General features: G+C 48.2%; 21 protein-coding genes. 13 read left to right on the plus strand and 8 right to left on the minus strand.

Annotated elements, in window-relative coordinates:
• The first annotated feature begins 62 nt into the window (after window positions 1-62).
• Window positions 63-581: a SixA phosphatase family protein gene (locus tag IEW74_RS12790; protein WP_188665831.1), complete on the plus strand. Its 519-nt coding sequence runs from the start codon at window positions 63-65 to the stop codon at window positions 579-581.
• Here the strand turns inward: IEW74_RS12790 and IEW74_RS12795 are convergent.
• On the minus strand, window positions 578-958 hold the full coding sequence (locus IEW74_RS12795) for a hypothetical protein (protein ID WP_188665833.1): 381 nt from the start codon (window positions 956-958) through the stop codon (window positions 578-580). The genes IEW74_RS12790 and IEW74_RS12795 overlap by 4 nt on opposite strands.
• Window positions 959-1,055: 97 nt before the next feature.
• Between IEW74_RS12795 and pyk the strand changes: the two genes are divergently transcribed.
• Together pyk and IEW74_RS12805 are read left to right on the plus strand one after the other, a co-directional pair.
• Entirely contained in the window at window positions 1,056-2,471 is a 1,416-nt protein-coding gene (gene pyk, locus IEW74_RS12800) for a pyruvate kinase (RefSeq protein ID WP_188665836.1), read from the plus strand.
• 4 nt (window positions 2,472-2,475) lie between these two features.
• Complete coding sequence (locus tag IEW74_RS12805; protein ID WP_188665839.1) at window positions 2,476-3,351, plus strand: AEC family transporter; 876 nt, start codon at window positions 2,476-2,478, stop codon at window positions 3,349-3,351.
• A gap of 79 nt (window positions 3,352-3,430) precedes the next feature.
• Here IEW74_RS12805 and IEW74_RS12810 read toward each other — a convergent pair whose 3' ends face one another.
• The 3 genes from IEW74_RS12810 to IEW74_RS12820 form a co-directional block, all read right to left on the minus strand.
• The gene (locus tag IEW74_RS12810; RefSeq protein ID WP_188665842.1) at window positions 3,431-6,901 is read right to left on the minus strand and encodes an indolepyruvate ferredoxin oxidoreductase family protein; all 3,471 of its coding nucleotides are present in this window, start codon (window positions 6,899-6,901) and stop codon (window positions 3,431-3,433) included.
• Between the two features lie 239 nt (window positions 6,902-7,140).
• The gene (locus IEW74_RS12815; protein WP_188665845.1) at window positions 7,141-8,253 is read right to left on the minus strand and encodes an HD-GYP domain-containing protein; all 1,113 of its coding nucleotides are present in this window, start codon (window positions 8,251-8,253) and stop codon (window positions 7,141-7,143) included.
• A 108-nt stretch (window positions 8,254-8,361) separates the two neighbouring features.
• The gene (locus tag IEW74_RS12820; protein ID WP_188665848.1) at window positions 8,362-10,146 is read right to left on the minus strand and encodes an AMP-dependent synthetase/ligase; all 1,785 of its coding nucleotides are present in this window, start codon (window positions 10,144-10,146) and stop codon (window positions 8,362-8,364) included.
• A gap of 145 nt (window positions 10,147-10,291) precedes the next feature.
• On the opposite strand from IEW74_RS12820, the gene IEW74_RS12825 reads away from it, so the two are divergent.
• Window positions 10,292-12,055 (plus strand): M3 family oligoendopeptidase, encoded by a 1,764-nt coding sequence (locus tag IEW74_RS12825; protein WP_188665850.1) that lies wholly within the window; start codon window positions 10,292-10,294, stop codon window positions 12,053-12,055.
• Window positions 12,056-12,096: 41 nt separating this feature from the next.
• Here the strand turns inward: IEW74_RS12825 and IEW74_RS12830 are convergent, their stop codons facing one another.
• The 3 genes from IEW74_RS12830 to IEW74_RS12840 form a co-directional block, all read right to left on the minus strand.
• Window positions 12,097-12,375, minus strand: coding sequence for a DUF3572 domain-containing protein (locus IEW74_RS12830; protein WP_188665853.1), 279 nt, complete (start codon window positions 12,373-12,375; stop codon window positions 12,097-12,099).
• 6 nt (window positions 12,376-12,381) lie between these two features.
• Entirely contained in the window at window positions 12,382-13,473 is a 1,092-nt protein-coding gene (locus tag IEW74_RS12835) for an HD domain-containing phosphohydrolase (protein ID WP_188665857.1), read from the minus strand.
• 234 nt (window positions 13,474-13,707) lie between these two features.
• Window positions 13,708-14,637: a LysR family transcriptional regulator gene (locus tag IEW74_RS12840; protein WP_188665859.1), complete on the minus strand. Its 930-nt coding sequence runs from the start codon at window positions 14,635-14,637 to the stop codon at window positions 13,708-13,710.
• Between the two features lie 127 nt (window positions 14,638-14,764).
• Between IEW74_RS12840 and IEW74_RS12845 the strand changes: the two genes are divergently transcribed.
• Window positions 14,765-15,685, plus strand: a complete 921-nt coding sequence (locus tag IEW74_RS12845; protein WP_188665861.1) for a DMT family transporter — start codon at window positions 14,765-14,767, stop codon at window positions 15,683-15,685.
• On the opposite strand, the gene IEW74_RS12850 is transcribed toward IEW74_RS12845, so the two are convergent.
• Complete coding sequence (locus IEW74_RS12850; protein ID WP_229734353.1) at window positions 15,682-16,368, minus strand: GntR family transcriptional regulator; 687 nt, start codon at window positions 16,366-16,368, stop codon at window positions 15,682-15,684. The genes IEW74_RS12845 and IEW74_RS12850 overlap by 4 nt on opposite strands.
• Before the next feature lie 199 nt (window positions 16,369-16,567).
• Here IEW74_RS12850 and IEW74_RS12855 point away from each other — a divergent pair, with 199 nt between their 5' ends.
• The 8 genes from IEW74_RS12855 to IEW74_RS12890 all read left to right on the plus strand — a co-directional run bounded on the left by IEW74_RS12855 (window position 16,568) and on the right by IEW74_RS12890 (window position 24,286).
• Window positions 16,568-17,383, plus strand: coding sequence for a transporter substrate-binding domain-containing protein (locus tag IEW74_RS12855; RefSeq protein WP_188665864.1), 816 nt, complete (start codon window positions 16,568-16,570; stop codon window positions 17,381-17,383).
• An 81-nt stretch (window positions 17,384-17,464) separates the two neighbouring features.
• The gene (locus IEW74_RS12860) at window positions 17,465-18,124 is read left to right on the plus strand and encodes an amino acid ABC transporter permease (RefSeq protein WP_229734354.1); all 660 of its coding nucleotides are present in this window, start codon (window positions 17,465-17,467) and stop codon (window positions 18,122-18,124) included.
• Window positions 18,125-18,137: 13 nt separating this feature from the next.
• Window positions 18,138-18,800, plus strand: a complete 663-nt coding sequence (locus IEW74_RS12865; protein ID WP_188665867.1) for an amino acid ABC transporter permease — start codon at window positions 18,138-18,140, stop codon at window positions 18,798-18,800.
• Window positions 18,797-19,519 (plus strand): amino acid ABC transporter ATP-binding protein, encoded by a 723-nt coding sequence (locus IEW74_RS12870; RefSeq protein WP_188665870.1) that lies wholly within the window; start codon window positions 18,797-18,799, stop codon window positions 19,517-19,519. The genes IEW74_RS12865 and IEW74_RS12870 overlap by 4 nt, the downstream gene beginning before the upstream one ends.
• A gap of 149 nt (window positions 19,520-19,668) precedes the next feature.
• A complete protein-coding gene (locus IEW74_RS12875) occupies window positions 19,669-20,568 on the plus strand; it encodes a dihydrodipicolinate synthase family protein (protein ID WP_188665873.1) in 900 nt (299 codons plus the stop codon).
• Window positions 20,569-20,589: 21 nt separating this feature from the next.
• Window positions 20,590-22,020 carry an aldehyde dehydrogenase family protein gene (locus tag IEW74_RS12880; RefSeq protein ID WP_188665874.1) on the plus strand — a complete coding sequence of 477 codons (1,431 nt, stop codon included), beginning with the start codon at window positions 20,590-20,592 and terminating at the stop codon, window positions 22,018-22,020.
• 11 nt (window positions 22,021-22,031) lie between these two features.
• Window positions 22,032-23,267, plus strand: a complete 1,236-nt coding sequence (locus IEW74_RS12885; protein ID WP_188665876.1) for an NAD(P)/FAD-dependent oxidoreductase — start codon at window positions 22,032-22,034, stop codon at window positions 23,265-23,267.
• Between the two features lie 17 nt (window positions 23,268-23,284).
• A complete protein-coding gene (locus tag IEW74_RS12890) occupies window positions 23,285-24,286 on the plus strand; it encodes a 4-hydroxyproline epimerase (RefSeq protein WP_188665878.1) in 1,002 nt (333 codons plus the stop codon).
• Window position 24,287 lies beyond the last annotated feature (1 nt).

Raw genomic sequence — 24,287 nt, forward strand, 5'->3', positions numbered from 1 at the left:
TTATGAAACTTTTATGATAACAGCTTATTATATATAAAATAAATCGTAGGGAAAGGTGGGAAATGAAGCATTTACTTTTATTTCGGCATGCAAAATCCAGTTGGGTGAATATGGACCTGTTGGACTTTGACCGCCCGTTGAATGAACGGGGAATGCAGGCCGCTCAAAATATGGCAAACTATTTGAGCCAACACCTGCCGTTACCTGATGTCATTTTATGTTCCACCGCACACCGCACACGACAAACATTGTCAGCCTTGTTGCAGGTCTACGCGCATCCTGTTGATATTGCGCTAAGACGTTGCCTTTATCATGCGAGTGAGGCTGTCTTGATTGATGAAATCGCCAAGGTTGGAACGCCTGATGTTTTGATGTTGATTGGACATAATCCCGGGCTGGAAGTATGTGCCCACCTTTTATGTGGGACGGGGGATGAAAAATTACGTGCTGATCTGGCGAGCAAATTTCCCACGGCGGCTTGCGTCCATTTAACCTTCGATATTTCTGATTGGGCAGAAGTTAAACAGACAAAAGGAACCTTGGCAGATTTTATAAAGCCGCGCGCGTTGGATGTAGATTAATTCCGTCCAGTAAAGGCGCGAATGGCGGTCAGGTAAAGTTTCGCCCGTGTTTCATCATCGAGATCTTCCAGAATTTGCGCTTTCGCTTTACGGACTTTTTGCGCCGACTCGATCAAGGCTCTGCGCTCCGGTGTCATTTTTTTGGCAGCTTCGGCTTTGACTTGGGCAAGAAGGTCTTCGTTTTTCGCCAGCAGGTCGTCCATCTTTTCGCCACTGCTTTCCAACTTTTGTATGGCATCATCCAAGGCGATACCCGAGACGGTACGCAAGTCATTTTCCTGAGAATGCTTGTTTTTTTCGTTGGCCTGACGGTTTTTTTTCTTATCCGTTTTGCCCATTGCTTTGTTCAGCAAGATCTTTTGTAAGGACTCGAACATGATGTCTTTTGTTTCAACGATATGAAAATTGAACCGATATCTGATTGTAGCACGAAAATCTTGTGGAAATCTAAACACATCTCGCTATTCTACCAATATGAAAAGATCAAGAAACGCAAAAATTATCGCAACGCTGGGCCCGTCGAGTTCGACCCGCACACGTATCGAGCAGTTGTTCAAGGCCGGAGCCGATGTCTTTCGCCTGAACTTCTCGCATGGTTCACATGAAGATCACAAGGAACGTTATGACGCGATCCGCGATGTGGAAAAGGAGCTGGGGGCACCCATCGGTATTATGATGGACCTGCAGGGACCGAAGCTACGTCTGGGCAAGTTTCGCGATGGCAGTGCGTTGTTGGGGATCGGGCGCCGTTTTCGCCTTGACCTGAATGACGCACCGGGTGATGTGACACGCGCCCCGCTCCCTCATCCCGAGATTTTCGAGGTGCTGAAGCCGGGTATGACCCTGTTGCTTGATGATGGAAAAATGCGTTTGAAGGTACTGGAATGCGGTGCCGATTTTGCGGAAACAGAAGTGATGGTGGATGGTGTGCTCAGTGATCGCAAAGGGGTGAATGTTCCTGATGCCGTTCTGCCCCTGTCTGCTTTAACGGAAAAAGATATGGCAGACTTGCGTTTTGGTCTGCAAATCGGTGTGGATTGGGTGGCCCTGTCTTTCGTACAAAAAGCAGATGACATTCGCGAAGCGCGCAAGATTATCGGCAAGAAAGCATCCATCATTGCCAAGCTGGAAAAACCATCGGCCATTGATGATTTGGATGAAATTGTTGAATTGGCAGATGCCGTGATGGTCGCACGTGGGGATCTGGGGGTGGAATTGCCGCCCGAAGATGTGCCGATCCTGCAAAAACGCATCATCACAAAAGCACGCGAAAAAGGGAGACCGGTTATTGTAGCAACACAAATGCTGGAATCCATGATCACAGCACCGGCCCCGACACGGGCAGAGGCGTCCGATGTTGCAACGGCGATTTATGACGGGACCGATGCGGTGATGTTGTCTGCGGAAACGGCTGCCGGGGATTATCCGATTGAAACGGTCGAGATCATGGACCGCATTATTCAACGTGTCGAAGGGGATGTCCTTTATCACAAACTGCGCGATGCGGACCGGGTTGCACCGGAAGAAACCGAAGCCGATGCGATAAGTGCAGCGGCGCGGCAAGTGGCGCAAACCATTAAAGCCAAGGCGATTGTAACCTATACGACAACGGGGTCGACCTCTTATCGTGTGGCGCGGGAACGCCCGGAAATCACGATTTTGGGATTGACGCCAAAAGTCGAAACAGCGCGTAAGCTGGCACTTGTTTGGGGGGTGCTGGCTTCTGTGACACCGGATGCCAAAAACTTTAATGAAATGGTTCAAGGTGCGCGTAAAATGGCCAAGGCTGAAAAGATCGGGGAACGTGGGGATACGCTGGTTGTGACTGCAGGGGTGCCGTTTGGTACGCCGGGGGCAACGAATATTCTACGGATCGCGACTTTAAGTTAGGTACATGTTCTCAGAAATCTTTTCTATTCTGGCGCCCGTTTTCGTTTGTGTTGGTATTGGCTACGGCTGGTCCAAAAGCGGACGGGCGTTCGACACCCCGATGGTCACAACAATTGTGACCTATTTTGCCACGCCCTGCCTTGTGTTTTATGCACTGGCCAAGGTTGAACTGGATACATCCTATCTTTGGGATATGGGGATTGCCGCCTTGGCAGCCAATATTGCCTTTACAATTATCGGTGCGGCGGCGTTGGCGCTTTTTAAATTGCCGCAACGGGCGTTTTTACAGGCGTTGACCTGGCCCAATGTGGGCAATGTCGGCTTGCCGTTGTGCCTGTTGGCATTTGGTCCAGAAGGTCTAGCGCTGGCGGTTGCTTTCTTCACTGTTTATGTGGTGTTGCAAATGACGGTTGGGGTGGCCTTTGTTTCAGGCAGTTTTTCGGCCAAAGCCCTTTTGAAAATGCCGATTATTCCTGCGACTATTCTGGCCTCGGTCTTTTTATTCAGCGACCTTGAAGTCCCTGTCTGGCTTTTTAATACGACGAAACTTATTGGTGATCTGACCATTCCTTTGATGTTGTTTACCTTGGGCGTTTCGCTTGCCAGCCTACAGATGGGCAGTTTAAAACGCGCCGTATGGCTTTCGATTCTGCGCCTCGGTATGGGGTTTGGGGTCGGCGTTGGACTGGTCAAAATTATGGGATTAAGTGGGGCTGCCGCCGGTGTCGTGATTTTGGAATGTGCCATGCCTGCGGCGGTCTTTTGTTATTTGTTTGCGCAGCTTTATGACCAACGTCCGCAAGAAGTTGCGGGTCTGGTAATCGTATCAACGTTCATGGGATTTGCCGCTTTGCCTGCTTTGTTGTGGTACGTCTTGTAAATTTTTCAGAATACTTAATAAAAAAAAGCAGCGGTGTTAATTGTCAAGCGCCGCTGCTTTTTTGTGAGGGCTGGTTCCTTTATTGTGCGGCAACCTGATGCGGTTTGTGGTTTCTGAACTCTTCCAGAAGAGTGGCTTCTTTGGCTTTGACTTCCCGGATTGCTTTTTCTTTGACGTGACCGTAGCCGCGAATATCGCGGGGAAGGTCTGCAATGCGAATGGCAAGTTTCAGATTATCTGCATTCAGGTTCTGACAGATTTCTTCAATCACCCCTTTATATTCTGAAATCAGGGCACGTTCCTGTTTGCGTTCTTCTGTTTTACCAAAGAGATCGAATTTAGACCCGCGCAGTCCTTTGAATTTTGCCAACATGTTGAAGGCTTTTAAAACCCAGGGGCCATATTCTTTTTTGATAAGATGACCTGTTTTCGGATCTTTTTCGGACAGAAGCGGCGGGGCAAGGTGGAAGGACAGTTTGTAGTTTCCTTCGAACTGTTCATCCAGTTTCTTTTTGAAATCCGGCTGGCTATAGAGGCGAGCGACTTCGTATTCGTCCTTGTACGCCATCAGTTTAGCCAAAACGTGTGCCACTGATTTGGTGAGTTCTTGTGAACCTGTTCCCAATTCTTTTTCGGCACGATAAACGCGATCAACCATATGACGGTATTGATCGGCATAGCTGGCATCCTGATAATCGCTCAGGAATTTAATGCGATGTTCGATCAGTTTATCCAGATCTTGCGGGATGAACTCCGGTTTTTCTTCTTTGATCAATTCTGACAATTTATCCATGTCGTGTGCCGCCCAACGACCCAAGATAAAGGCACGTTGGTTAAAATCAACCGCCACACCGTTCAGTTCAATGGCTTTGAGCAACGCACCTTCGGAAATGGGAATGAGACCGAGCTGGAAGGCATAACCGACAACAAACAGGTTTGATCCAATGGAATCCCCCAGCAATTGAGAGGCCAGATGGCTGGCATCAAAGAACCAGCTGTCATCTTTTGCAACGGACTCTGCAATGGATTGTTTCATATCGTTGGTCGGGAAGGGGGCATCCCGGTTGCAGGTGAAATCCGGGGTCATCACTTTATGATCATTGATGATGGCTTTGGATTTTCCGGCTTTCAGTTTTGCCAAGGAGTCAAAGCTTGCAGAAGTGACAAGGTCACACCCTAATAAAAGATCGGCTTCCCCAGCCGGGATTTTAACCGAATAGATATCTTCGGGACTGTCTGCCAAGCGGATGTGCGAAATAACAGACCCGTTCTTTTGGGCCAGTCCCGTCATATCCAGAACGGAAACCCCTTTTTGTTCCATATGGGCAGCCATCCCCAACAACGCACCAATGGTGACAACGCCTGTGCCGCCAATCCCGGTGACAACGATGGAATATGTGTCCTTGGTTGCGGGCAGGATCGGTGCGGGTAGGTGAGTTGTCGCAAAATGATCGGCTTGGGATGATCCTTCTTTTTTACGTAATTTACCGCCATGTACGGAAACAAAGCTTGGACAGAAACCTTTTACGCAGGAGTAATCCATATTGCAGGTGGATTGATCGATTTTGCGTTTACGACCCAGCAATGTTTCTTTCGGGGTGATGGAAACACAGTTTGACACAACACCGCAATCACCACAGCCTTCACAGACGGCATCATTGATAAACACGCGGCGGTTTGGTTTCGGCGCTTTGCCGCGTTTGCGCATACGGCGAAGTTCTGTCGCACAGTGCTGGTCGTAAATCAGAACGGAGACACCTTTCCAGTTGCGCAAATCGCGTTGGATTTGATCCAGTTCATCACGATGATTAAAGGTGACGTTGGGGGCGAAGTCGGTTTTTGTTGGATATTTATTGGGATCGTCGGCCACAATGGCAATACGGCCCACACCTTCGCCATGTAACTGTTTGGTTAAGCCCTGAATGGTCAAGGGGCCGTCCACGGGTTGCCCGCCTGTCATGGCAACGGCGGCATTGAACAGGATTTTATAGGTGATATTGACATTTGCCGCCAAGGACTGACGAATGGCGAGGATGCCACTGTGATAATAGGTACCGTCACCCAAGTTGGCAAAAACGTGTTTTTCATCGGTGAAATGGCTTTGTCCGACCCACGGCACACCTTCCCCGCCCATTTGGGTAAAAGTCTGTGTTGTATCCGGGCGAACCCATGTTGCCATATAGTGACAACCGATCCCGGCCAAGGCGCGCGATCCTTCGGGGACCTTGGTGGATGTGTTGTGCGGACAGCCGGAACAGAAAGTCGGCATGCGGTGCGTGGTATTGCGCGGTTTTGCGAGTTCCTGTTCCTTGGCATTCAACCAGGCAAGGCGTTCCTGCATGGTTTCATCATCATGGTATTTTTGAATACGGGATGCGATAACGCGGGCAATACGGGCCGGGGATAATTCGTTGGCGCTGGGTAAAATCCATTCGCCTTCTTCATTGAATTTACCGATCACGCGCGGGCGCACATTTTCAGACCAGTTATAAAGTTGTTCTTTTAACTGGTTTTCAATAACGGCACGTTTTTCTTCGACAACAAGAATTTCATCAAGTCCTTTGGTGAATTCTTTAATGCCTTCAGGTTCCAACGGCCAAGGCATACCGACTTTATAAAGACGGACGCCTAATTGGCTGGCGCGTTCTTTATCAATGCCGAGGTCGTCCAAGGCTTGAAGAACATCCTGATAGGATTTGCCGGATGTGACAATACCAAGACGGGCGTTTGTGCTGTCGATCTTGATTTGGTCAATTTTATTGGCACGGGCAAAGGCGATGGCCGCGTAAAGTTTATATTTTTGCAGGCGGTATTCTTGATCCAGTGGCTTGTCGGGCCAGCGAATATGAACGCCACCTTCGGGGAAGATAAAATCAGGGTAGACGGTCTGGATACGTTCCGGGTCTACATAGACGGAAGCAGAGGCATCAACTGTTTCCGAAATGGTCTTCATTGCCACCCAGCAACCGGAAAAACGCGACATTTCCCAACCGAGTACGCCGTAATCCAGAAATTCCTGTACGTTGGAAGGATTGAGAACCGGAATTTGCGCATCCATAAACGCATATTCAGACTGGCACGGGATGGTGGAGGATTTACAGTTGTGATCATCACCTGCCAAGGCAAGGACACCACCATATCTGGATGTGCCCGCATAGTTGGCATGTTTGAAAACATCACCGGAACGATCGATCCCCGGGGTTTTGCCATACCACATGCCAAAAACACCATCGTATTTTGCCCCTTTAAACAGGCCGACTTGTTGTGAGCCCCAAACCGCTGTTGCGCCGAGTTCTTCGTTCACACCGGGTTCGAACTGAATGTGCTGTTCGGCAATAAATTTTTTGGCGCGCCAAAGTTCACGGTCCAGATTGCCGAGCGGTGAACCGCGATAGCCGGAAATAAAACAGGCAGTATTTAATCCGCGTAGTAAATCGCGCTGACGCTGAAGCATGGGGAGGCGGACAAGGGCTTGTGTCCCTGTCATATAAGCTTGCCCACGCTCGAGCGCGTATTTGTCCGATAAGGTTACATCGCGTTGAATGTTCATGGCTCGTCCCTGATATAAATGTTTGTACTTATTATGTAAGTATCAGGGAATGAATTGCTAGATTTCAAGTAGGTAAGTGATGCTGACCTAAAATTCGCAATAAAAAATGTCGATTTTGGGTAAACGCCTTAAAAAATTACCCGGTCACTCATTCCCGTGAAGGTAAAATTGCGTGCCATGCAGTGCAGCATTTCGGTTGCATCTGCGAAAAATGTTCGGTTGACGAGCTGAATCGAGATTTAACCAATGAAATCTTCTTCGAATTCCGCCTGAATTTTTCTGACTTCGTCCATATGTTTATTTAAGGCCTGAACGCATTCCGTATCCAGACGTTCCCCGGCATTGTCCAATAACCATTGCATGGTATCGCCATTAGACCATGCGTTTTTATAGGGGCGTTTACTGGTCAAGGCATCAAAGATGTCGGCCACGGCGCAGATGCGCGATTCCAGTGGGATTTCATCGCCTTTTAGACCGTAGGGGTAGCCACTGCCGTCCAAGGCTTCGTGATGATATAAAACAATATTATTCAACATATCGAAGAAGTTGACGGAATCTAATCCAAATTCGCGGCGCATCAGCGAAATGATTTGCCCGCCTTTTTGGACATGCGTTTTCATAACGTCATACTCATCGTCCGTCAAACGGCCGGGTTTTAGTAAAATTTCGTCAGGGACGGCGACTTTGCCGACATCATGCAAGGGGGTGAATTGAAATATATATTCGACCCAATCATCAGCCTTTTTATATTTTGGGGCTAATTCCAATGCAATCAGATGGGCATAACGTGACATACGTTCCAGATGATTGCCGGTTTCCTCGTCCCGTTGACGGCTGAATTCGCGTGCCGTTTGAACCGCACCGCGAAAGGTGGTCAGGGTTTGCATTTCGTTCACAACCAGCAAGGAAATCACCCCGGCATAAGCCTTGATCGTTGCGCAACGGATATCGGAAAAGAAGTTCTTTTTCGGTGAATTGAAAAAGAGAAACCCATAAAGATGGTCATTAAAAATAATCGGCATAGTCATGCTTGATTTATAACCGGATTCAAGCAACTTGGTTGAATGGGCCTTTTGCGATTCCTGTGTTGTCAAATCATCAATAATGCGCGTTTGATTGGTTTTTGCGATTTCTTGTAAGGAATGGGCCTCCGACAATTTTGCCTGATAGAAACTGATGGGGGAAATGCCATCCGTTGAATGGGCAAATGTTTTTAAAATATCGGTTTCATGGTCATATAACGCCACGGCAATCCGGCATAAATCAGGAAAGTTCGCCCGTATCTCTTCGTGGATTTTGTATAATCGCTCACCGAGTGAGCGATCTCTCTCACTCAGGGTTTGTTGCAGCATAATGCGTTGTTCTTTCTTTTATTCACTGTGCTTTATCGCTTAGAAGCGTGCATTATACGAAACAAAATCGTCAAAAGCGATTATCTGGTTGTATCGGGACTTTGGTGCCTATTTATAGAGTTTTCGCAGCTCTTCTCCATATTTAGAATGAAGAATGTGTCGGCGAATTTTCAGGGTGGGGGTTAATTCTTCATTTTCAATTGTGAAGGGTTGAGCTTTTAAAATAAACTTTCTGACTTTTTCAATATTGGAAAGTTCTTTATTCACACGGCTGATCGCGTGGGAGATATCGGCAATAAAATCTTTATGGATAATCAGATGTTGCAGATTATATTCCATATTGTGTGTCTTGGCCCATTCCATTGCATATTCTTCATCCGGGATAATCAAGGCAACCAGATGCGGGCGCTTGTCCCCATAGACCATCGACTGAGCAATTTCTTTTTCCAGTGACAGAAATCCCTCAACCCGCTGTGGGGAAATGTTATCGCCACCGGAATTAACGATAATATCTTTCTTGCGGTCCGTGATTTGCAAATATTGATCATCATCCAGAAAACCGATATCGCCAGTATGCAGCCAGTTATCTTTTAAGGCTTCTTTAGTCGCTTTTTCATTGCGCCAATAGCCTTTCATAACAAGTTCACCGCGCACCAGAATTTCACCGTCCGATGCGATTTTTATATCTGTATGATCAAGGGCTGGTCCGACCGTATGCATTTTGATTTTCTGTGGTGTGTTGACGCTGATAACCGGACCGGATTCCGTTTGACCGTAGCCCTGTAAAATCCGAATACCTAATCCCTGGAAAAACAATCCGACATCCGGGTTCAAAGGACCACCGCCCGAGACCATCGCCTTGAGACGCCCTCCAAACCGTTGGCGGACTTTATTGCGCACCAGACGTTCCAGAAAGAAATTCTGAATGGTCCCGATTAGTCCAAGTGGTTCGCCCAGATGTTTGGCTTTGCCCAAGGCGCAGGTTTTTAAGAAGAGCGCACGTTTGCTTTCACTTTCTTTTTCCAGTCCGCGCAATATTTTTTGACGCATCATTTCATAAAGGCGGGGGACGGCGGTCATCAGGGTCGGGTGGCATTCCGCCATATTGGCCGCCAAGGTTTCTGCACGTTCAGCGTAATAGATTTGCGCACCAAGATAAACCGGCCACATCAACCCGGCGGTATGTTCATAGGAATGAGACAACGGAAGGAAAGAAAGGAAGACCTCGTTATCCAGACCAATGGATTTCAACAGGTTGGTTGCGCCGACACAGTTATGAAGAATGGAACGATGGGGCAGCATCACGCCTTTCGGGGTGCCGCCTGTCCCGGAGGTATAGATAATACAGGCCGTATCTTCGCGCGTTATGGCGTTGGCTTCCCCAATGATATCGTCGGTGAGCATGGCCCCCTTATTCAGCATATCATCCCACAGATAGACCGGATGCGATAACTCTTGTTTTAAATCGAGCTTTTCCATCGATATGGCAAATTCCACATCGGCGGCTTCATGGCTGGCATGCAGCAGGGGCGCGGCAAGCTTGGCAGTGGAGACAATAACGGCTTTGGCCTGCGCGTTGTTCAGGATATGGCGATGATCATTCACCGTATTGGTCGTATAGGCCGGGACCGTGATGCCGCCACAGGCCATAATTGCCATATCGGCCATGACCCATTCACTGCGATTTTCTGACACCAAAACAATGCGGTCACCTTTTTGAATGCCAAGATTGCGTAAGGCACGGGCCAGATGCACAACGTTATCTGAACTTTGTTTCCAACTGGTTGATTGGTAGGTGCCGTTGACTTTTTGCCAAACGAAGGGATTGGACGCACGCTTTTGCGCTTGTTCAAAGAACATGGATACCAGATTAGGCCAATTGGGATGTGTCATGGAAATATTCGGTACTGAGAGTTGACAATATAGGCCGATACAACAATTCTAACCCGAGAGGCGGAAAATGCATGCGCCGATCTACTTTATGAATATCCGTTTATGCCCTAAACTTCCCTATCGTTCAAAGTGAAATGACAAAAATATGACGACAAAATTACCGACTTGGGACTTAACCCATCTTTACAGCGCCATTGATGCCCCGCAGTTGCGAGATGATCTGAACACGGCAAAAGAATTGGCACAAAGCTTTGCTAAAACCTATCAAGGCAAGCTTGCTGAACTGGATGGGGCAGAGTTTGCAAATGCGCTGAAACGTTATGAAAAATTGGACGATATTTTGGGGCGCGTGGTGAGTTATGCGCAACTCCAGTATGCTGCTGACAATACCGATAGTGCGATTGCGCAATTTTACCAGAATGTACAAGAAGAAATAACGGACCTTTCCAGTGCCATTTTATTCTTCACCTTGGAAATCAACAAACTGGATGACGCTGTTCTGGACGGGTATTTTGAAGATGACGCCTGTGCCTATTACCGTGCGTGGGTGATGGATGTGCGCGCCTATCGTCCATATCAACTGGATGAAGAAATCGAACGTCTGCTTCACGAAAAATCAGTCAGTGGGCGACGGGCGTGGTCACGTTTGTTTGATGAAACAATGGCGGGGTTACGTTTTCCATTTCAGGGGAATATGCTGACCAATTCGGAAATTCTGGATAAATTATCGTCCAAAGACGGTGCGGTGCGTAAAGAGGCCGCCAAATCATTTGGTCAGGTGCTTGGTGATAATATTCGTCTGTTGTCTTTAATTACCAATACGCTTGCCAAAGACAAAGCGACAGAGGATCAATGGCGTGGGTTTGATCGACCGATTTCGTCGCGCAATATCTCTAACCTGGTTGAAGACGAGGTCGTGGATGCCTTGATCGGATCGGTTAAGGAATCTTATGGCGATTTATCACACCGTTATTACGCGTTGAAAGCCAAATGGTTTGGTGTGGATCAAATGGATTATTGGGACCGTAACGCCCCTTTGCCGGAAGATGATGATGGTAAGATCGAATGGGACAACGCGCGCGAAATTGTCTTGAATGCTTATCATGCCTTTGATCCGAAAATGGCGCAGATCGGGAAGCGGTTCTTTGACGAAAACTGGATTGATGTACCGCCGCGCGCTGGCAAGGATAGCGGAGCCTTTTCTCATCCTGTAACTCCGTCAGCACACCCCTATATTCTGTTGAACTATCATGGCAAAGTGCGCGATGTGATGACGCTGGCCCATGAATTAGGCCATGGTGTGCATCAGGTCTTAGCTGCCGATCAAGGGGCGTTAATGGCCAATACACCTTTGACCTTGGCGGAAACGGCATCGGTCTTTGGGGAAATGCTGACGTTTCGTTCGATGCTCAACGGTGAAACGGATGAAAAACGCCGCCGGATTATGTTGGCGGGTAAGGTTGAGGATATGCTCAATACTGTTGTACGTCAGGTGGCTTTTTGTGATTTTGAACGCCATGTACACGATGAACGGCGCAAAGGGGAGTTGAGTTCGGATCGCCTTGGTGAAATCTGGATGAGCGTACAAAGCGAAAGTCTGGGTGGTGCGTTTCGTTTTGATGAAGAATACAAGCATTACTGGGCTTATATTCCACACTTCATTCATTCCCCCTTTTATGTTTATGCCTATGCTTTTGGGGATTGCTTGGTGAACTCACTTTATGACGTTTACCAAAGCGGCCATGATGGGTTCCAGCAAAAATATATGGATATGCTGCGGGCCGGTGGGTCGAAACGTCACAAGGAATTGCTTGCGCCCTTTGGGCTGGATGCCAGTGATCCAACCTTCTGGAAACGTGGATTGAAAGTCGTTTCCGGCTTTATTGATCAACTGGAAGACGTCATTTAAATTAAAAAAATTGTGTCAGACGGCTGGGTTAATTTTGGGGCTCAGCCGTCCCACAGGTTTTCACCACCGGGCAGGCAACGGCGCGCGCGGATCAGGAATTCAGGGGCAATTTCGATTGCATCGCAAAAAGCCAGCAAGGCACTTTCGTCACTCAGCAGAAAATCCAGAATGCCGCCTAAAAAAGCCGGATCCTGCATGTTTTCACGCAAATCATCCACACCCATTCCGGTTTGGGCCAGTAAACCGTTTAAGGCATGTTCTTCCTGCCCGATAAAGGCGATGGCCTGCAGGGCGATGGTTTCGGCTTGTTCCTGTTTCAAATTTGTTTAACCCACTTGCGTTTGTAGTTCGTCCGGGTCTTGATGTTCTTTACGTATTTCAAGGATACGGGGCAGAATATTCATGAAATGAGGAACCAGATTGGGGTCAAAATGAGTGCCGGATTGTTCTTCAACAAAGGCAATGGCATCCTTGACATCCCATGCCTTTTTATAGGGGCGTGCCGAGGTCAGGGCATCAAAAACATCACAGATGGCAGCGATACGGGCCTCAATCGGAATGTCTTCGCCTTTCAGGCCATAAGGATAGCCAGACCCATCCCATTTTTCATGGTGCGCAATTGCGATGGTGCGCGCCAGTTGGATCATTTCAGACTCATTATCTGCCAAAATATCAGCGCCAAGTTCGGCATGGCTTTTCATGGTTTCCCATTCTTGTGGCGTCAATTTCCCTGGTTTGAGCAGGATGTGGTCGGGGATACCGATTTTACCGACATCGTGCATGGGGCTTGCGTAAAGAATCAATTCCGCATGACGTTCTGTTAAACCGGCTTCAAGGGCGAGAAGCTGGCAACATTTTGACATGCGGATAACATGTTCACCGGTTTCATTGTCACGATATTCCCCCGCACGCCCTAGACAGCGAATGATATCAAGCTGTGATTTGCGTAATTCTGCCGTGGCCTCATGGACCTTGTCTTCCAGCGTATGGGTATATTCTTTCTTTTGTTTGTAAAGATGGCGAATTTCGAGGGAATTATGAATACGTTGCAGTACTTCTGCATGCTGGAATGGTTTGGTGACAAAATCACGCGCCCCAAGATCAAGGGAGCGTAGCCGCGTTTCCATATCCGTTTGTGCTGTCAGGACAAGAACCGGCAGGTAATCATCCTGGTCGTGATGCTCTTTAAGCTGCTTCATAACTTCAAAACCGTTCATTTTCGGCATTTGAATATCAAGCAGGATCAGATCAAAATCATTTTCTTCATGCAGGGCGCGAACCTGAGTCGGATCGGTCGTGCTGCTGACATTTTGATAGTCTTCCTGCATAAGCAGGGCTTCCAATAGTAGAACATTGGATGGGTTATCGTCGACGACAAGAATGCGCGACTCTTTTAAAATTTCAACTTCAACAGCCATTCGGCTCTCCCCTCGCGTCCTATCTTTCGGAGCAGTCGTGTATTTTTATCATACCGTTACACAGTTTCCAAAAAACTTTCGTAAAAAAATACCATTTATTTTAGAGGGTTATCTTTATGCGTATGATGAATACAAAATATATATAGTCTTTTAGGCGGAAATGAGGTGCAATCCCATAGATAAAACAACCTTTATTTTCTCTGCTTAAAGTTGTTCCTTTTAATCGTGGTTCGGCTACTCTCTGCCCCATGTGGATTGTGCATAGTCTTTAAGCACTGTGATAAAGGCTTTTTCCAAAGCGGAAGGTTTCTTGTCCAACAATTGGGCGAGGCAAATGCTGTTGTTTTCGCCGCGACTGCGCGGGGTGATTTCTATCAATTCGCCATGTTCCACATATTCTTTAATCAGATTGCTGCCGGTGGCAAAGGCGCCAAGATGGCGCCGCGCACAGTCAATAAGGGCAATGCCGTTATTCGCAATGACCCGCTTTGTTAAAGAAGGCGGTATTTTGCCAAATTGGTCATAGAACCAGCTTTTGAGTTCCAGTGCTGTATCCTGTGTGGTGAGAAAATCCAGCGAGGCCAGCTTGTCAAAACTGAGATCGCCTGCAATGTTTTCTTCGTAATAGCGGGGGGAACACGCCAGAACGACAAATTCCTCAACAAGGGTTTCACTGAAACAATAGGATTGGAAATTACGATGCAGTTCCTCACCGCCATAAACATCTATAATGGCGAAATCCAGTTCCCCTTTCATTAAACGAGCCAGTTGTAAGGTCGAACTTTCCAGATAGAGGTGAATTTCGACGTTGGGATAAAGCGCGTTGAACCGTTCAACAATGCGCGGCATATAAAGGGTTCCGGTCGCCTGCGGGGCGCCGATATGCAAAATACCGACGCGGCTGTCCTGATTGTGTGATACCGCACTTATTTCGATATTTAATTGATCAAGAAGGGGGCCGACATTGCGGGCCAGTTGATGCCCCTGTGGTGTGGGAATGAGCCCTTTGGGGAAACGGGTGAAAAGACTAATGCCCAGTTCATCTTCCAAACGCGATAAATTCTGGCTGATGGCCGGTCGGGTGACTTTGAGCAGAGCGGCCGCATCAGCCGTATTCCCGCATTCATACACAGTTTTGAAAATATGAAGCTTGTTTAAAGACATGAGTAATTAAATCTAACTCTAGTTTTAAGAAAGTTTAGATTTTATTATCCATTGTATTGCGGCATCTTGTCAATGAAACCTCCAAATGAATATGACGTTCTATTAAAAATAAAGAAAGATAGTGCCGATGCCTGCAACCAAATTGACCGGTCTGATTGCCGGTTTGGCGATTACGTTGACATGGTCGTCCTGGATTATGGCAACCCGTTTGGGTTTAAAAACGGATATCGGTGTTTATGACCTGCTGGCTTTGCGCTTTATAGTGGCCTGTTTGGTTCTGGTGCCTGCCTTATGGTACCTCGGCACATGGAAAGGGCTGTCTGTACAGCGTTACCTTATCCTTGCCGTTTTAGGGGGATTGCCCCAGAATATCCTGACATATGAAGCGGTGGAACGCAGCCCTGTTGCGTTGGTTTGCGTCTTTATGTACGGGACAACGCCCGTTGTGACAGCCGTTATTTCCTATTTGTTTTTACGCAAAAAAATTACGGTGGAACAAGCGTTGGGTAGTGCGGTTATCTTCGGCGGTATTTTGTTGATGGTTGCGGACCAATCGGGGGTCGCGTTTGATCTGGCGGTCTGGAGTGGCAATGCTATGGCTGTGCTTGCAATCGCGTCTTTTGCGGCCTTTATTATCTATGCGGAACGCTGGCAGGTCAGTATCGGACAAAGTTTGACGGCCTGTACTGTTTTAAACGGGTTGTTTTTCCTGCCGTTGTGGATTTTGTTTTCTGATACATCGTTACTGGCTGAATATAAGGTCAGCGAACTTTTGTTTCAGGGGGCGTTGCAGGGGCTTGTACCCGGCTTGTTTGCGATGTTGATAACGACTTATGCGGCACGCACGATTGGTGCCGGTGCGGTTGCCCTGTTTTATGCCATGATCCCGGTTTGTGCAGCGACACTGGCGGTGCCGTTTTTGGGCGAAGGAATGACACAGGGCCAGATGATTGGGGTGGGAATTGCAACGCTTGGCATCGTTGTGGCTTCAACAGACCGGAAACGGTGGATGAAATTGCGTTGGGCGAAAACGCAAGGCACGCCTTAGTCCAGCATCGCACCTGTGTGACCCAGATGGGTCATAACGGTACTGTATGAATCTTTAATGTGAGAGACCGTTAACTCGTAAGCTTTTTCAACATCGCCGGCTTCGCAGGCTTCCAGAATGGCCATATGTTCTTCATGCGCCTTTTCCATTCCGCCGGACAAATTGAGCTGTGCACGAATGTAAGAATCAATCCGGTCAATTGAATCGTTGACGATTTTCAGATGGATCGGACGTCCGGCATCACGATAAAGCGCCTCGTGGAACTGTCGGTTTAATTCCCCCCATTTGCTGGAATCTTGTTCGGCGGCCAATTTATCCAGACACTCGCTTGCGATTCGCAATGTCCCTTTGGACATATTTTGTACAGCGTAACGAATAATATTCGGCTCCAGCAACAAACGAATTTCGTAAATTTCGCGGATTTCCTCTTTATTAGGGGAGGAAACGATGGCGCCCTTATAGCGTTCGTTGCGAACAAGCCCTTGTGATTCAAGGCGTTTCAAGGCTTCACGCACAGGGATACGAGAAACATTGAAAATTTTTGCAATATATTCCTGACGAATGGATTCACCCGCTTTCAACGAACCGCTGATGATGGCATCACGCAACGCGTCGAAAATAATATCTGAAGAAGAAGCTGTCTTTCCCAGATCAATCGCCCGCTGTTTCAAGTCGTCGTACAAAGTCCGTCCTTTCAATGCTTTCAGCCGCTTGGTGCATAATCCACAAACAACTTTATGTCAAACTAAGTGCAGTATATAGAAATTTTTGTAAAAAATATATTGCATATTGGATCCAATTTAAAATATGGTTCTACATCGCTGGTTTGAAGATGACGAATAAAGCGCGCAAATCAGATTTGTTTTATATTTGGAGGTTTCAATGATTGGACGTTTTCTTAAGACTATGGCACTGGGTGCTGGTCTTGCCATCGCATTTTCCCAATCCCCTGCGCACGCAGACAAACTGGATGACGTAATTGACAACGGTGAACTGCGTTGTGGCGTTGTTCTTGATTTCCCGCCAATCGGCTATCGTGACGAAAAAAATGAGCCAGCCGGTTACGATGTGGATATGTGTAAAGATCTGGCAAAAGTACTCGGCGTTGATCTTAAGTTGCTGCCTGTGACATGGTCTGAGCGCCTGCCGTTGATCGTTACTAACCGCGCAGACGTGGTTATCGGGTCAACGTCCGATGCGCTGGAACGTGCAAAAACTGTCGGTTTTTCAATTCCTTATGTGATTTTCTTTGCGCAAGCGATTGTCAATAAAGACGCCGGCGTGAAAACATTTGATGATCTGGCCGGTAAACGTGTTGCCGCTGGTTTGGGCACTGTTGAAGAAGCAGCCTATCTGGAAATTGCAAAGAAACGCGGTTGGGAAAAAGATTATCAAGCTTACCAAAGCCAAAACGAAGTTGTTCTGGCCGTTGCACAGGGTAAAGCGGATGTCGGTATTACAACCAACACAGCCGTTCGTCCGATTGTACAACAATATGACACGATTGAAGCTGGCCCGCGTATGCCGTGGACACCGGATTATGCCTCCTTTGCCGGTCCGCGCAAGGATGTTTCTTGGCTGAACTACCTCAACCTGTTCATCACGCATCAGGTTCGTTCCGGTCGTTATGCTGAATTGTGGGAAACTTATGTCGGTGGCGAAGCACCCGAACTGCGTATCCCCGGCGTAATGTACTAAGAGAACGCTCGCATATATTCCCCGGGTCATCATCCGCTGATAAACTCGGCCCGGGGCTTTTTTTGCCGGAGGTAAGTAATCGTGGATTACCATTTTCACTGGCGCCCCGTGTTTCAGAAACTGCCCGAACTTCTTCAGGCAAGTCTGACAACGCTTGAGGTTGCTGTACTTTCAATGATCATCGGCATCATCCTCGGCCTTTTGTTGGCTTTGGCTAGAATGTCGCCGATCAAGCCGCTGCGTTGGTTTGCAACGTGTTGGGTCGAACTCGCTCGTAACACACCGGCGCTGTTTCAATTATTCTTTTTTGGTTTTGGTCTGGGTGCATTCGGGATCCATTTCGCACCATATTTTATCGTCCTGTTCGGGCTTTCCTTTAATAATGCAGGTTATTTGGCGGAAAACTTCCGTGGTGGTTTTCAGGCTGTTCCCGATACACAATTGCGCGCGGCACGTTCGCTGGGGATGACGATCCCACAAGCTTATATCCGTATCATTATTCCACAAGTTTTACGCATTGTTTATCATCCGATGACTAACCAGATGGTTTGGGCTGTGTTGATGAGTTCGCTTGGCATGATGGTCGGTTTCCGTGAATTGTCAGGCGAGACCCAGTTCTTTGCATCCAAGACATTTCGTATTTTTGAATATTTTGCAGTGACTGCCCTTATTTACTACGCGATCGTCAAGATTATTTTGGGCGCAGCAAAATTGGCATCTATCCGCCTGTTTCGGTATTAGGGAGGCGAATTAGATGAGTAATAATATGTCATTCTTTAGCGGATTTCAGCCCCATGACCTTTTGTTCATGGCTGAGGCTGCGGGGCAAACACTTCTTATTTCCGTTTTGTCGATTTCGACCGGAACCGTGTTTGGAATTATTTTTGGTTGGATGTTGCAAAGCGGGAATTGGGTTGTTCGTGCTATTTTGGGGACGGTTCTGGACGTTTTCAGAAGTGTGCCGCTTTTGATCCAACTGGTTTTGTTCTTTAACTTCTTCCCGATTATGGGATGGCCGCTGGAACCGTTTGCGGCAGGGACATTTGTTTTAAGCCTCTATACGGCATCGTTGGTTGCGCAGGTCGCGCGTGGCGGGATCGAAGCTGTCGGCAAACCGATGCGTCGCGCGGCACGTTCCCTGGGGATGAGTTATTGGCAGGATATGCGCTATGTTGTCTGGCCGATTGGTTTACGGGCTGTTTTCCCGGCGTGGGTCGGTGTTGCCCTTGGGGTTATGAAAGACAGCGCACTGGTGTCTGTCTTGGGCTATGTTGAATTGCTGCGTGCATCGCAAATCCTGATCACACGAACACAAGAACCATTTATCATTTTGGCAGTGGCAGGGGCGTTCTACTTCGTTCTTTCCTATCCGCTGTCTAAATATTCACAGAAATTAGAAGAAAGGTGGGCGTCATGATCGAGATCAAAGGGCTCCACAAATATTTCGGGGATTTGCACGTCCTCAAAGGCATCGACCTGAATGTTGCAAAAGGTGAAGTCCTGAGCGTGATCGGGTCTTCCGGTTCCGGGAAATCGACATTGTTGTACTGTATCAACGGTCTGGAAGAAATTCAGAAAGGTGCGGTGATTGTGGATGGTGTCGATGTGCATGCCAAAGGGACCGATGTCAACAAACTGCGCCAAAATCTTGGGATGGTTTTTCAGCAATGGAATTCTTTCCCGCATTTGACCGCGCTTGAAAACGTGGCGCTGGCGCCGCAGATTGTGAAAAAGCATTCCAAGACAGATGCTTTGGAAATTGCCGCCAAGCAACTCAAGCACGTTGGCTTGGGGGACAAGTTGAATGTGTATCCTAATTCATTATCCGGTGGTCAGCAGCAACGTTTGGCCATTGCGCGCGCTTTGGCGATGGAACCGGAATATATGTTGTTTGACGAAGCAACCTCCGCACTTGACCCGGAACTGGTCGGGGAGGTTCTGGAAACCATGCGCATGTTGGCGGAAGAAGGCATGACCATGATCTGTGTCACGCATGAAATGGGTTTTGCCCGTGATGTGTCTGACCGTGTTGCCTATTTCCATCAAGGGATTATGGAAGAAATCGGCCCGCCGGAGCAAATTTTCGGTGAAGCCCAGAGTGAACATACACGTAAGTTCCTCGCAAACGTCCGTTAAGACGAGACTAACGCGGTCCAGTTGGGATTGCGGTGACGCAAGTTGCGTCAAACGAATAAGTTAGAGCATGGCAAGTGACAGTTATTGAGCGCGCCATGCTCTAATAAAAAAACAAAATCATATACTTATCTTTGGAAGGATTGAGAACCATGTGGAATGGAATGATGCCTGCTGTCACAACGAAATTTACAGCAGACGGTGCGATTGACGCAGCAGAAATGGAACGTTGCGTTGGTTTGCAGATGGATGCAGGCAATGCAGGCGTTATTGTGTGCGGTACACTTGGGGAAGGCAATATGCTGTCCCACGAGGAACGCATCGAAACGGTAAAAATTGCAAAATCGGCTTGCGGTAATAAACCCGTCTTATTGACCGTTAGCGAAGCGGGTACACGCGAAGCTTGTGAACTTGCGCAGATGGGTCGCAAGGCTGGTGCGGATGGTCTGATGATTGTACCAAGTCCGATCTATCACACTGACCGTGATGAAACGATCACGAACCTGAAAGCGATTTCTTCTGCGGGTGATCTGCCGGTGATGATTTATTCCAACCGCGTGGCTTACCGTGTGGATGTGACACCGGAAATGATGATGGAACTGGCCGATGATGACCGTATGGTGGCCGTTAAAGAAAGTTCTGATGATATCCGTCGTTTAACAGAGATCATCAATGTTTGTGGTGATCGTTATAAAATCCTGACAGGTGTAGACAACCTGGGTCTGGAAGCTCTGTTGATGGGTGCAGATGGCTGGGTTTCCGGCGTTTCGATTGCTTTCCCGGAAGAAAACCAGCGTATCTATGATCTGGTTCGTGCCGGTCGTACGGAAGAAGCGCGTGAAATTTATCGTTGGTTGCGCCCACTTCTGGATTTGGATGTTTCAACGTTCCTTGTTCAACAAATTAAATTGGCCGAAGCCATTTCCGTAGGTTCCACGGAATATGTACGTCCGCCGCGTCAAATCCTGAAAGGTGAGCACCGCGCACGCGTTGAAAAAATCATCCGTGACCAAATCGCTTGCCGCCCGGACCTGTCTAAATACGCACTCTAAGTAAAAGGGACGTCTTTTATAATGACTACTTTTCCCAACTTGATCGGTGGGGAATGGACGATGGGGACCAACAGTGTCCCCAACGTCAATCCGTCCGATATAAATGATATCATCGGCGAAGCCGCCAGTGCGACAGCCGATGAAATGAATACAGCGATTGAAGTCGCCCATGCAGCGCAAGCCGGGTGGGGGACATCGACCCCGCAGCAACGATTTGATGTGCTGGATACAATCGCAACAGAAATTCTTGCCCGTAAAGAAGAACTGGGTGAATTACTGGCGCGTGAAGAAGGCAAGACATTGCCGGAAGGGATCGGCGAAGTTGCCCGTGCCGGACAAATATTTAAATTCTTTGCCGGGGAAGCCTTGCGCATACCGGGGGAACGACTTGATTCTGTTCGTCCTGGCGTGGAAGTCGACATGCGCCGCGAAGCTGTTGGCGTGATCGGCCTGATCACACCGTGGAATTTCCCCATCGCCATTCCGGCGTGGAAAGCAGCCCCGGCCCTGTGTTACGGCAATGCGGTTGTTTTGAAGGCTGCCGAAGCCGTACCGGGTAGTGCCTGGGCCTTGGCAGATATCATTCACCGTTCCGGTCTGCCTGCCGGTGTGTTTAATCTTGTAAATGGTCGTGGTTCTGAAATTGGCCCGGTTATGATTGATCATCCGAAAGTTGCGGCTGTTTCCTTTACGGGTTCCGTACAAACAGGTCGTTCTGTTGCACAAGCCTGTACCAAGAACTTGAAAAAAGTTCAGTTGGAAATGGGGGGCAAAAACCCGATGGTCGTTCTGGATGATGCCGATCTTGATGTGGCTGTCGGTGCATGTCTGAACGGGGCGTTTTTCTCAACCGGACAACGGTGCACAGCGTCCAGTCGATTGATTGTGACGCAAGGTATTTATGATGATTTCGTCGCGGCCCTCAGCAAGGCTGTCAGTGGTTTGAAAGTCGGTGATGCCCGTGACAGCGCCACACAAATCGGCCCGGTCATTGATGAACGCCAATTGGCAAAAGACCTTGAATATGTCGAAATAGCCAAGGCCGAAGGCGCGAAACTGGCCTGTGGTGGTGAAAAAATCGATGGCAAAGGGCATTTCATGACCCCGGCCTTGTTTGTCGATACCACCAATGACATGCGCATCAACCGCGAAGAAGTCTTCGGTCCGGTCGCAACCGTGATCAAGGCCAAAGATTATGACGAAGCACTGGCAATTGCCAACGATACGGAATTCGGCCTGTCTGCCGGAATTTGTACGACATCCTTGAAATATGCCACCGATTTTAAGGCACGTTCCAAGGCTGGCATGGTGATGGTCAATCTGCCGACAGCGGGTGTGGATTATCACGTGCCGTTTGGCGGGACCAAAGGGTCCAGTTACGGTTCGCGGGAACAAGGCCGATATGCAGTTGAGTTCTACACCACCGTTAAAACGTCTTATACTCAAGCTTAAGGACACATATCATGGGGAAGTCAGAGGACATTATCGTTATCGGCGCAGGGATCGTCGGATTGGCGATTGCGGAAAAACTGGTGCATGAAGGCCATTCTGTGACCTTGATAGAACGTGAAGAAATCGCAGCCGGTGCCTCACGCGGTAATGCGGCAGGATTGGCGTTTTCCGATATTATGCCGTTGGCTTCCCCCGGTATTGTTAAAAAAGCAATTAAGTGGTTTTTGGATCCTGTCGGCCCCTTTGCCGTGGTGCCACAGGATCTTCCTCACACAATGGGCTGGTTGATCCGTTTCTTAAAAGCAGCACGCCCCGGACAATTTAAACGCAGTATAGACGTGCAGGCAGCGTTGATGCATTTGGGCAAGGATAGTTTTGCCTTGATGCTGGATCGTTGTGGCCTGTCATCTATGGTGCGCACAAACGGTGCATTGCATCTGTATGAAAGTAAATCGGCCTATCAGAATGATCTGAAAAACTGGGAATTCAGAAAGCAGCATAATATTGCTTTTGAATGTTATGAAGATGCAGCCTTGCATCAATTCCAACCCGGTCTTGCACCGTCCTTTGTTGCAGGGATTTTTGCGTCCACTTGGCAATCGGTATCTGATCCGCATGATTTTTGCCTCGCGCTTCATCGGGTGCTGAGTGAAAAGGGGTTGAAAACGATTTATGGGGAGGTGCGATCCGTTGCAAAAGGCAATGTAACGATGGCCAATGGGGATCGTTTGGAAGCTGGTAAAATTGTGATTGCAGCAGGTCCGTGGTCTGCGCAACTCAGTGGTCAATTGGGTGATCCTGTGCCGTTGATCGGGGAGCGTGGTTATAATACGACACTGCCCAAAGATGCATGGTCCGATCTGGATCATACCTTGGTCTTTAGTGAGCATGGCTTTGTTGTTGTGCCGCTGGAAAACGGTGTACGTGTCGGCGGTGCATCTGAAATTGCAAAATTGGGGCGGGACCCCAATTATAAACGATCTAAAACCATGCTGGCGAAAGCGAAAAAACTATTACCAGCCTTAAAACCGCAAGACGGGGAAGAATGGATGGGTGCTCGTCCGGCGATCCCCGATACCTTGCCTGTGATCGGTCATTCATCGGCAAGTGATGATATTATTTATGCTTTCGGGCACGGGCATTTGGGCCTGACCCAATCCAGTGCAACCGCCCAGCTTGTCTGGGAATTGATCAATAATAAGAAAACGTCCATTGATATAACGGCGCTGCGTGCAAACCGTTTTTAAATAAGGAATAAAAAGAAATGGCAAAACATACTTTCTTCTGTATCGACGGTCATACGTGTGGCAATCCGGTGCGTCTGGTGGCTGGTGGTGGCCCTGATCTAACAGGGGCCACAATGTTGGAAAAACGGGCACATTTTTTGGCAGAATATGACTGGATCCGTACCGGGTTGATGTTTGAACCACGTGGGCACGACATGATGTCCGGTTCGATCCTGTATCCACCGACCCGTGAAGATTGCGATGTTGGCGTTCTTTATATTGAAACATCAGGCTGTTTACCCATGTGTGGGCATGGCACCATCGGGACGGTGACGATGGCGATTGAAAACGGCCTTGTAAAACCGAAAACACCGGGTGTTTTAAATCTGGATACCCCGGCGGGCAAGGTGGTTGCGGAATATACACAAGTGGGCGAATATGTGGAAGAAGTCCGCCTGACGAATGTTCCCTCTTTCCTTTATAAACAAGGCCTAAGCGCGGAAATTGACGGGCTGGGTGATATTTTTGTTGATGTGGCCTATGGTGGAAACTTTTATGCCATTGTCGATGCACAAAGCAATTTTCAGGATATGGCGGATTTTACGGCAGGTGAACTGGTCGGGTTCAGCCCCAAACTGCGCGCTGCCTTGAACGAAAAGTACGAATTTATCCATCCTGAAAAACCGGAAATTCAAGGCTTGAGCCATATCCTGTGGACAGGCAACACAACCCAGCCGGAAGCCACGGCGCGCAATGCCGTCTTTTATGGCGATAAAGCGATTGATCGTTCCCCATGTGGGACGGGCACATCCTCGCGCATGGCACAATGGGCGGCACTGGGTAAATTGAATGTGGGTGATGATTTCATCCATGAAAGCATTATCGGATCCTTGTTTAAAGGGCGTGTCGAAGGGGCCACAAAAGTCGGCGATTATGACGCGATTATTCCATCAATTGCAGGCTGGGCACGTATGACAGGCACGAATACGATCTATATTGATGATCGTGATCCTTATGCACATGGGTTTGTGGTGAAATAAA

It is taken from the genome of Terasakiella brassicae, assembly GCF_014641495.1.
Lineage (GTDB): Bacteria > Pseudomonadota > Alphaproteobacteria > Rhodospirillales > Terasakiellaceae > Terasakiella > Terasakiella brassicae.

What these genes read in the sequence shown, in the direction of transcription:
- IEW74_RS12790 (WP_188665831.1), top strand. Translation starts at nt 63, where the DNA reads ATGAAGCATTTACTTTTATTTCGGCATGCAAAATCCAGTTGGGTGAAT.
- IEW74_RS12795 (WP_188665833.1), bottom strand. Translation starts at nt 958, where the DNA reads ATGTTCGAGTCCTTACAAAAGATCTTGCTGAACAAAGCAATGGGCAAA.
- pyk (WP_188665836.1), top strand. Translation starts at nt 1,056, where the DNA reads ATGAAAAGATCAAGAAACGCAAAAATTATCGCAACGCTGGGCCCGTCG.
- IEW74_RS12805 (WP_188665839.1), top strand. Translation starts at nt 2,476, where the DNA reads ATGTTCTCAGAAATCTTTTCTATTCTGGCGCCCGTTTTCGTTTGTGTT.
- IEW74_RS12810 (WP_188665842.1), bottom strand. Translation starts at nt 6,901, where the DNA reads ATGAACATTCAACGCGATGTAACCTTATCGGACAAATACGCGCTCGAG.
- IEW74_RS12815 (WP_188665845.1), bottom strand. Translation starts at nt 8,253, where the DNA reads ATGCTGCAACAAACCCTGAGTGAGAGAGATCGCTCACTCGGTGAGCGA.
- IEW74_RS12820 (WP_188665848.1), bottom strand. Translation starts at nt 10,146, where the DNA reads ATGACACATCCCAATTGGCCTAATCTGGTATCCATGTTCTTTGAACAA.
- IEW74_RS12825 (WP_188665850.1), top strand. Translation starts at nt 10,292, where the DNA reads ATGACGACAAAATTACCGACTTGGGACTTAACCCATCTTTACAGCGCC.
- IEW74_RS12835 (WP_188665857.1), bottom strand. Translation starts at nt 13,473, where the DNA reads ATGGCTGTTGAAGTTGAAATTTTAAAAGAGTCGCGCATTCTTGTCGTC.
- IEW74_RS12840 (WP_188665859.1), bottom strand. Translation starts at nt 14,637, where the DNA reads ATGTCTTTAAACAAGCTTCATATTTTCAAAACTGTGTATGAATGCGGG.
- IEW74_RS12845 (WP_188665861.1), top strand. Translation starts at nt 14,765, where the DNA reads ATGCCTGCAACCAAATTGACCGGTCTGATTGCCGGTTTGGCGATTACG.
- IEW74_RS12855 (WP_188665864.1), top strand. Translation starts at nt 16,568, where the DNA reads ATGATTGGACGTTTTCTTAAGACTATGGCACTGGGTGCTGGTCTTGCC.
- IEW74_RS12865 (WP_188665867.1), top strand. Translation starts at nt 18,138, where the DNA reads ATGAGTAATAATATGTCATTCTTTAGCGGATTTCAGCCCCATGACCTT.
- IEW74_RS12870 (WP_188665870.1), top strand. Translation starts at nt 18,797, where the DNA reads ATGATCGAGATCAAAGGGCTCCACAAATATTTCGGGGATTTGCACGTC.
- IEW74_RS12875 (WP_188665873.1), top strand. Translation starts at nt 19,669, where the DNA reads ATGTGGAATGGAATGATGCCTGCTGTCACAACGAAATTTACAGCAGAC.
- IEW74_RS12880 (WP_188665874.1), top strand. Translation starts at nt 20,590, where the DNA reads ATGACTACTTTTCCCAACTTGATCGGTGGGGAATGGACGATGGGGACC.
- IEW74_RS12885 (WP_188665876.1), top strand. Translation starts at nt 22,032, where the DNA reads ATGGGGAAGTCAGAGGACATTATCGTTATCGGCGCAGGGATCGTCGGA.
- IEW74_RS12890 (WP_188665878.1), top strand. Translation starts at nt 23,285, where the DNA reads ATGGCAAAACATACTTTCTTCTGTATCGACGGTCATACGTGTGGCAAT.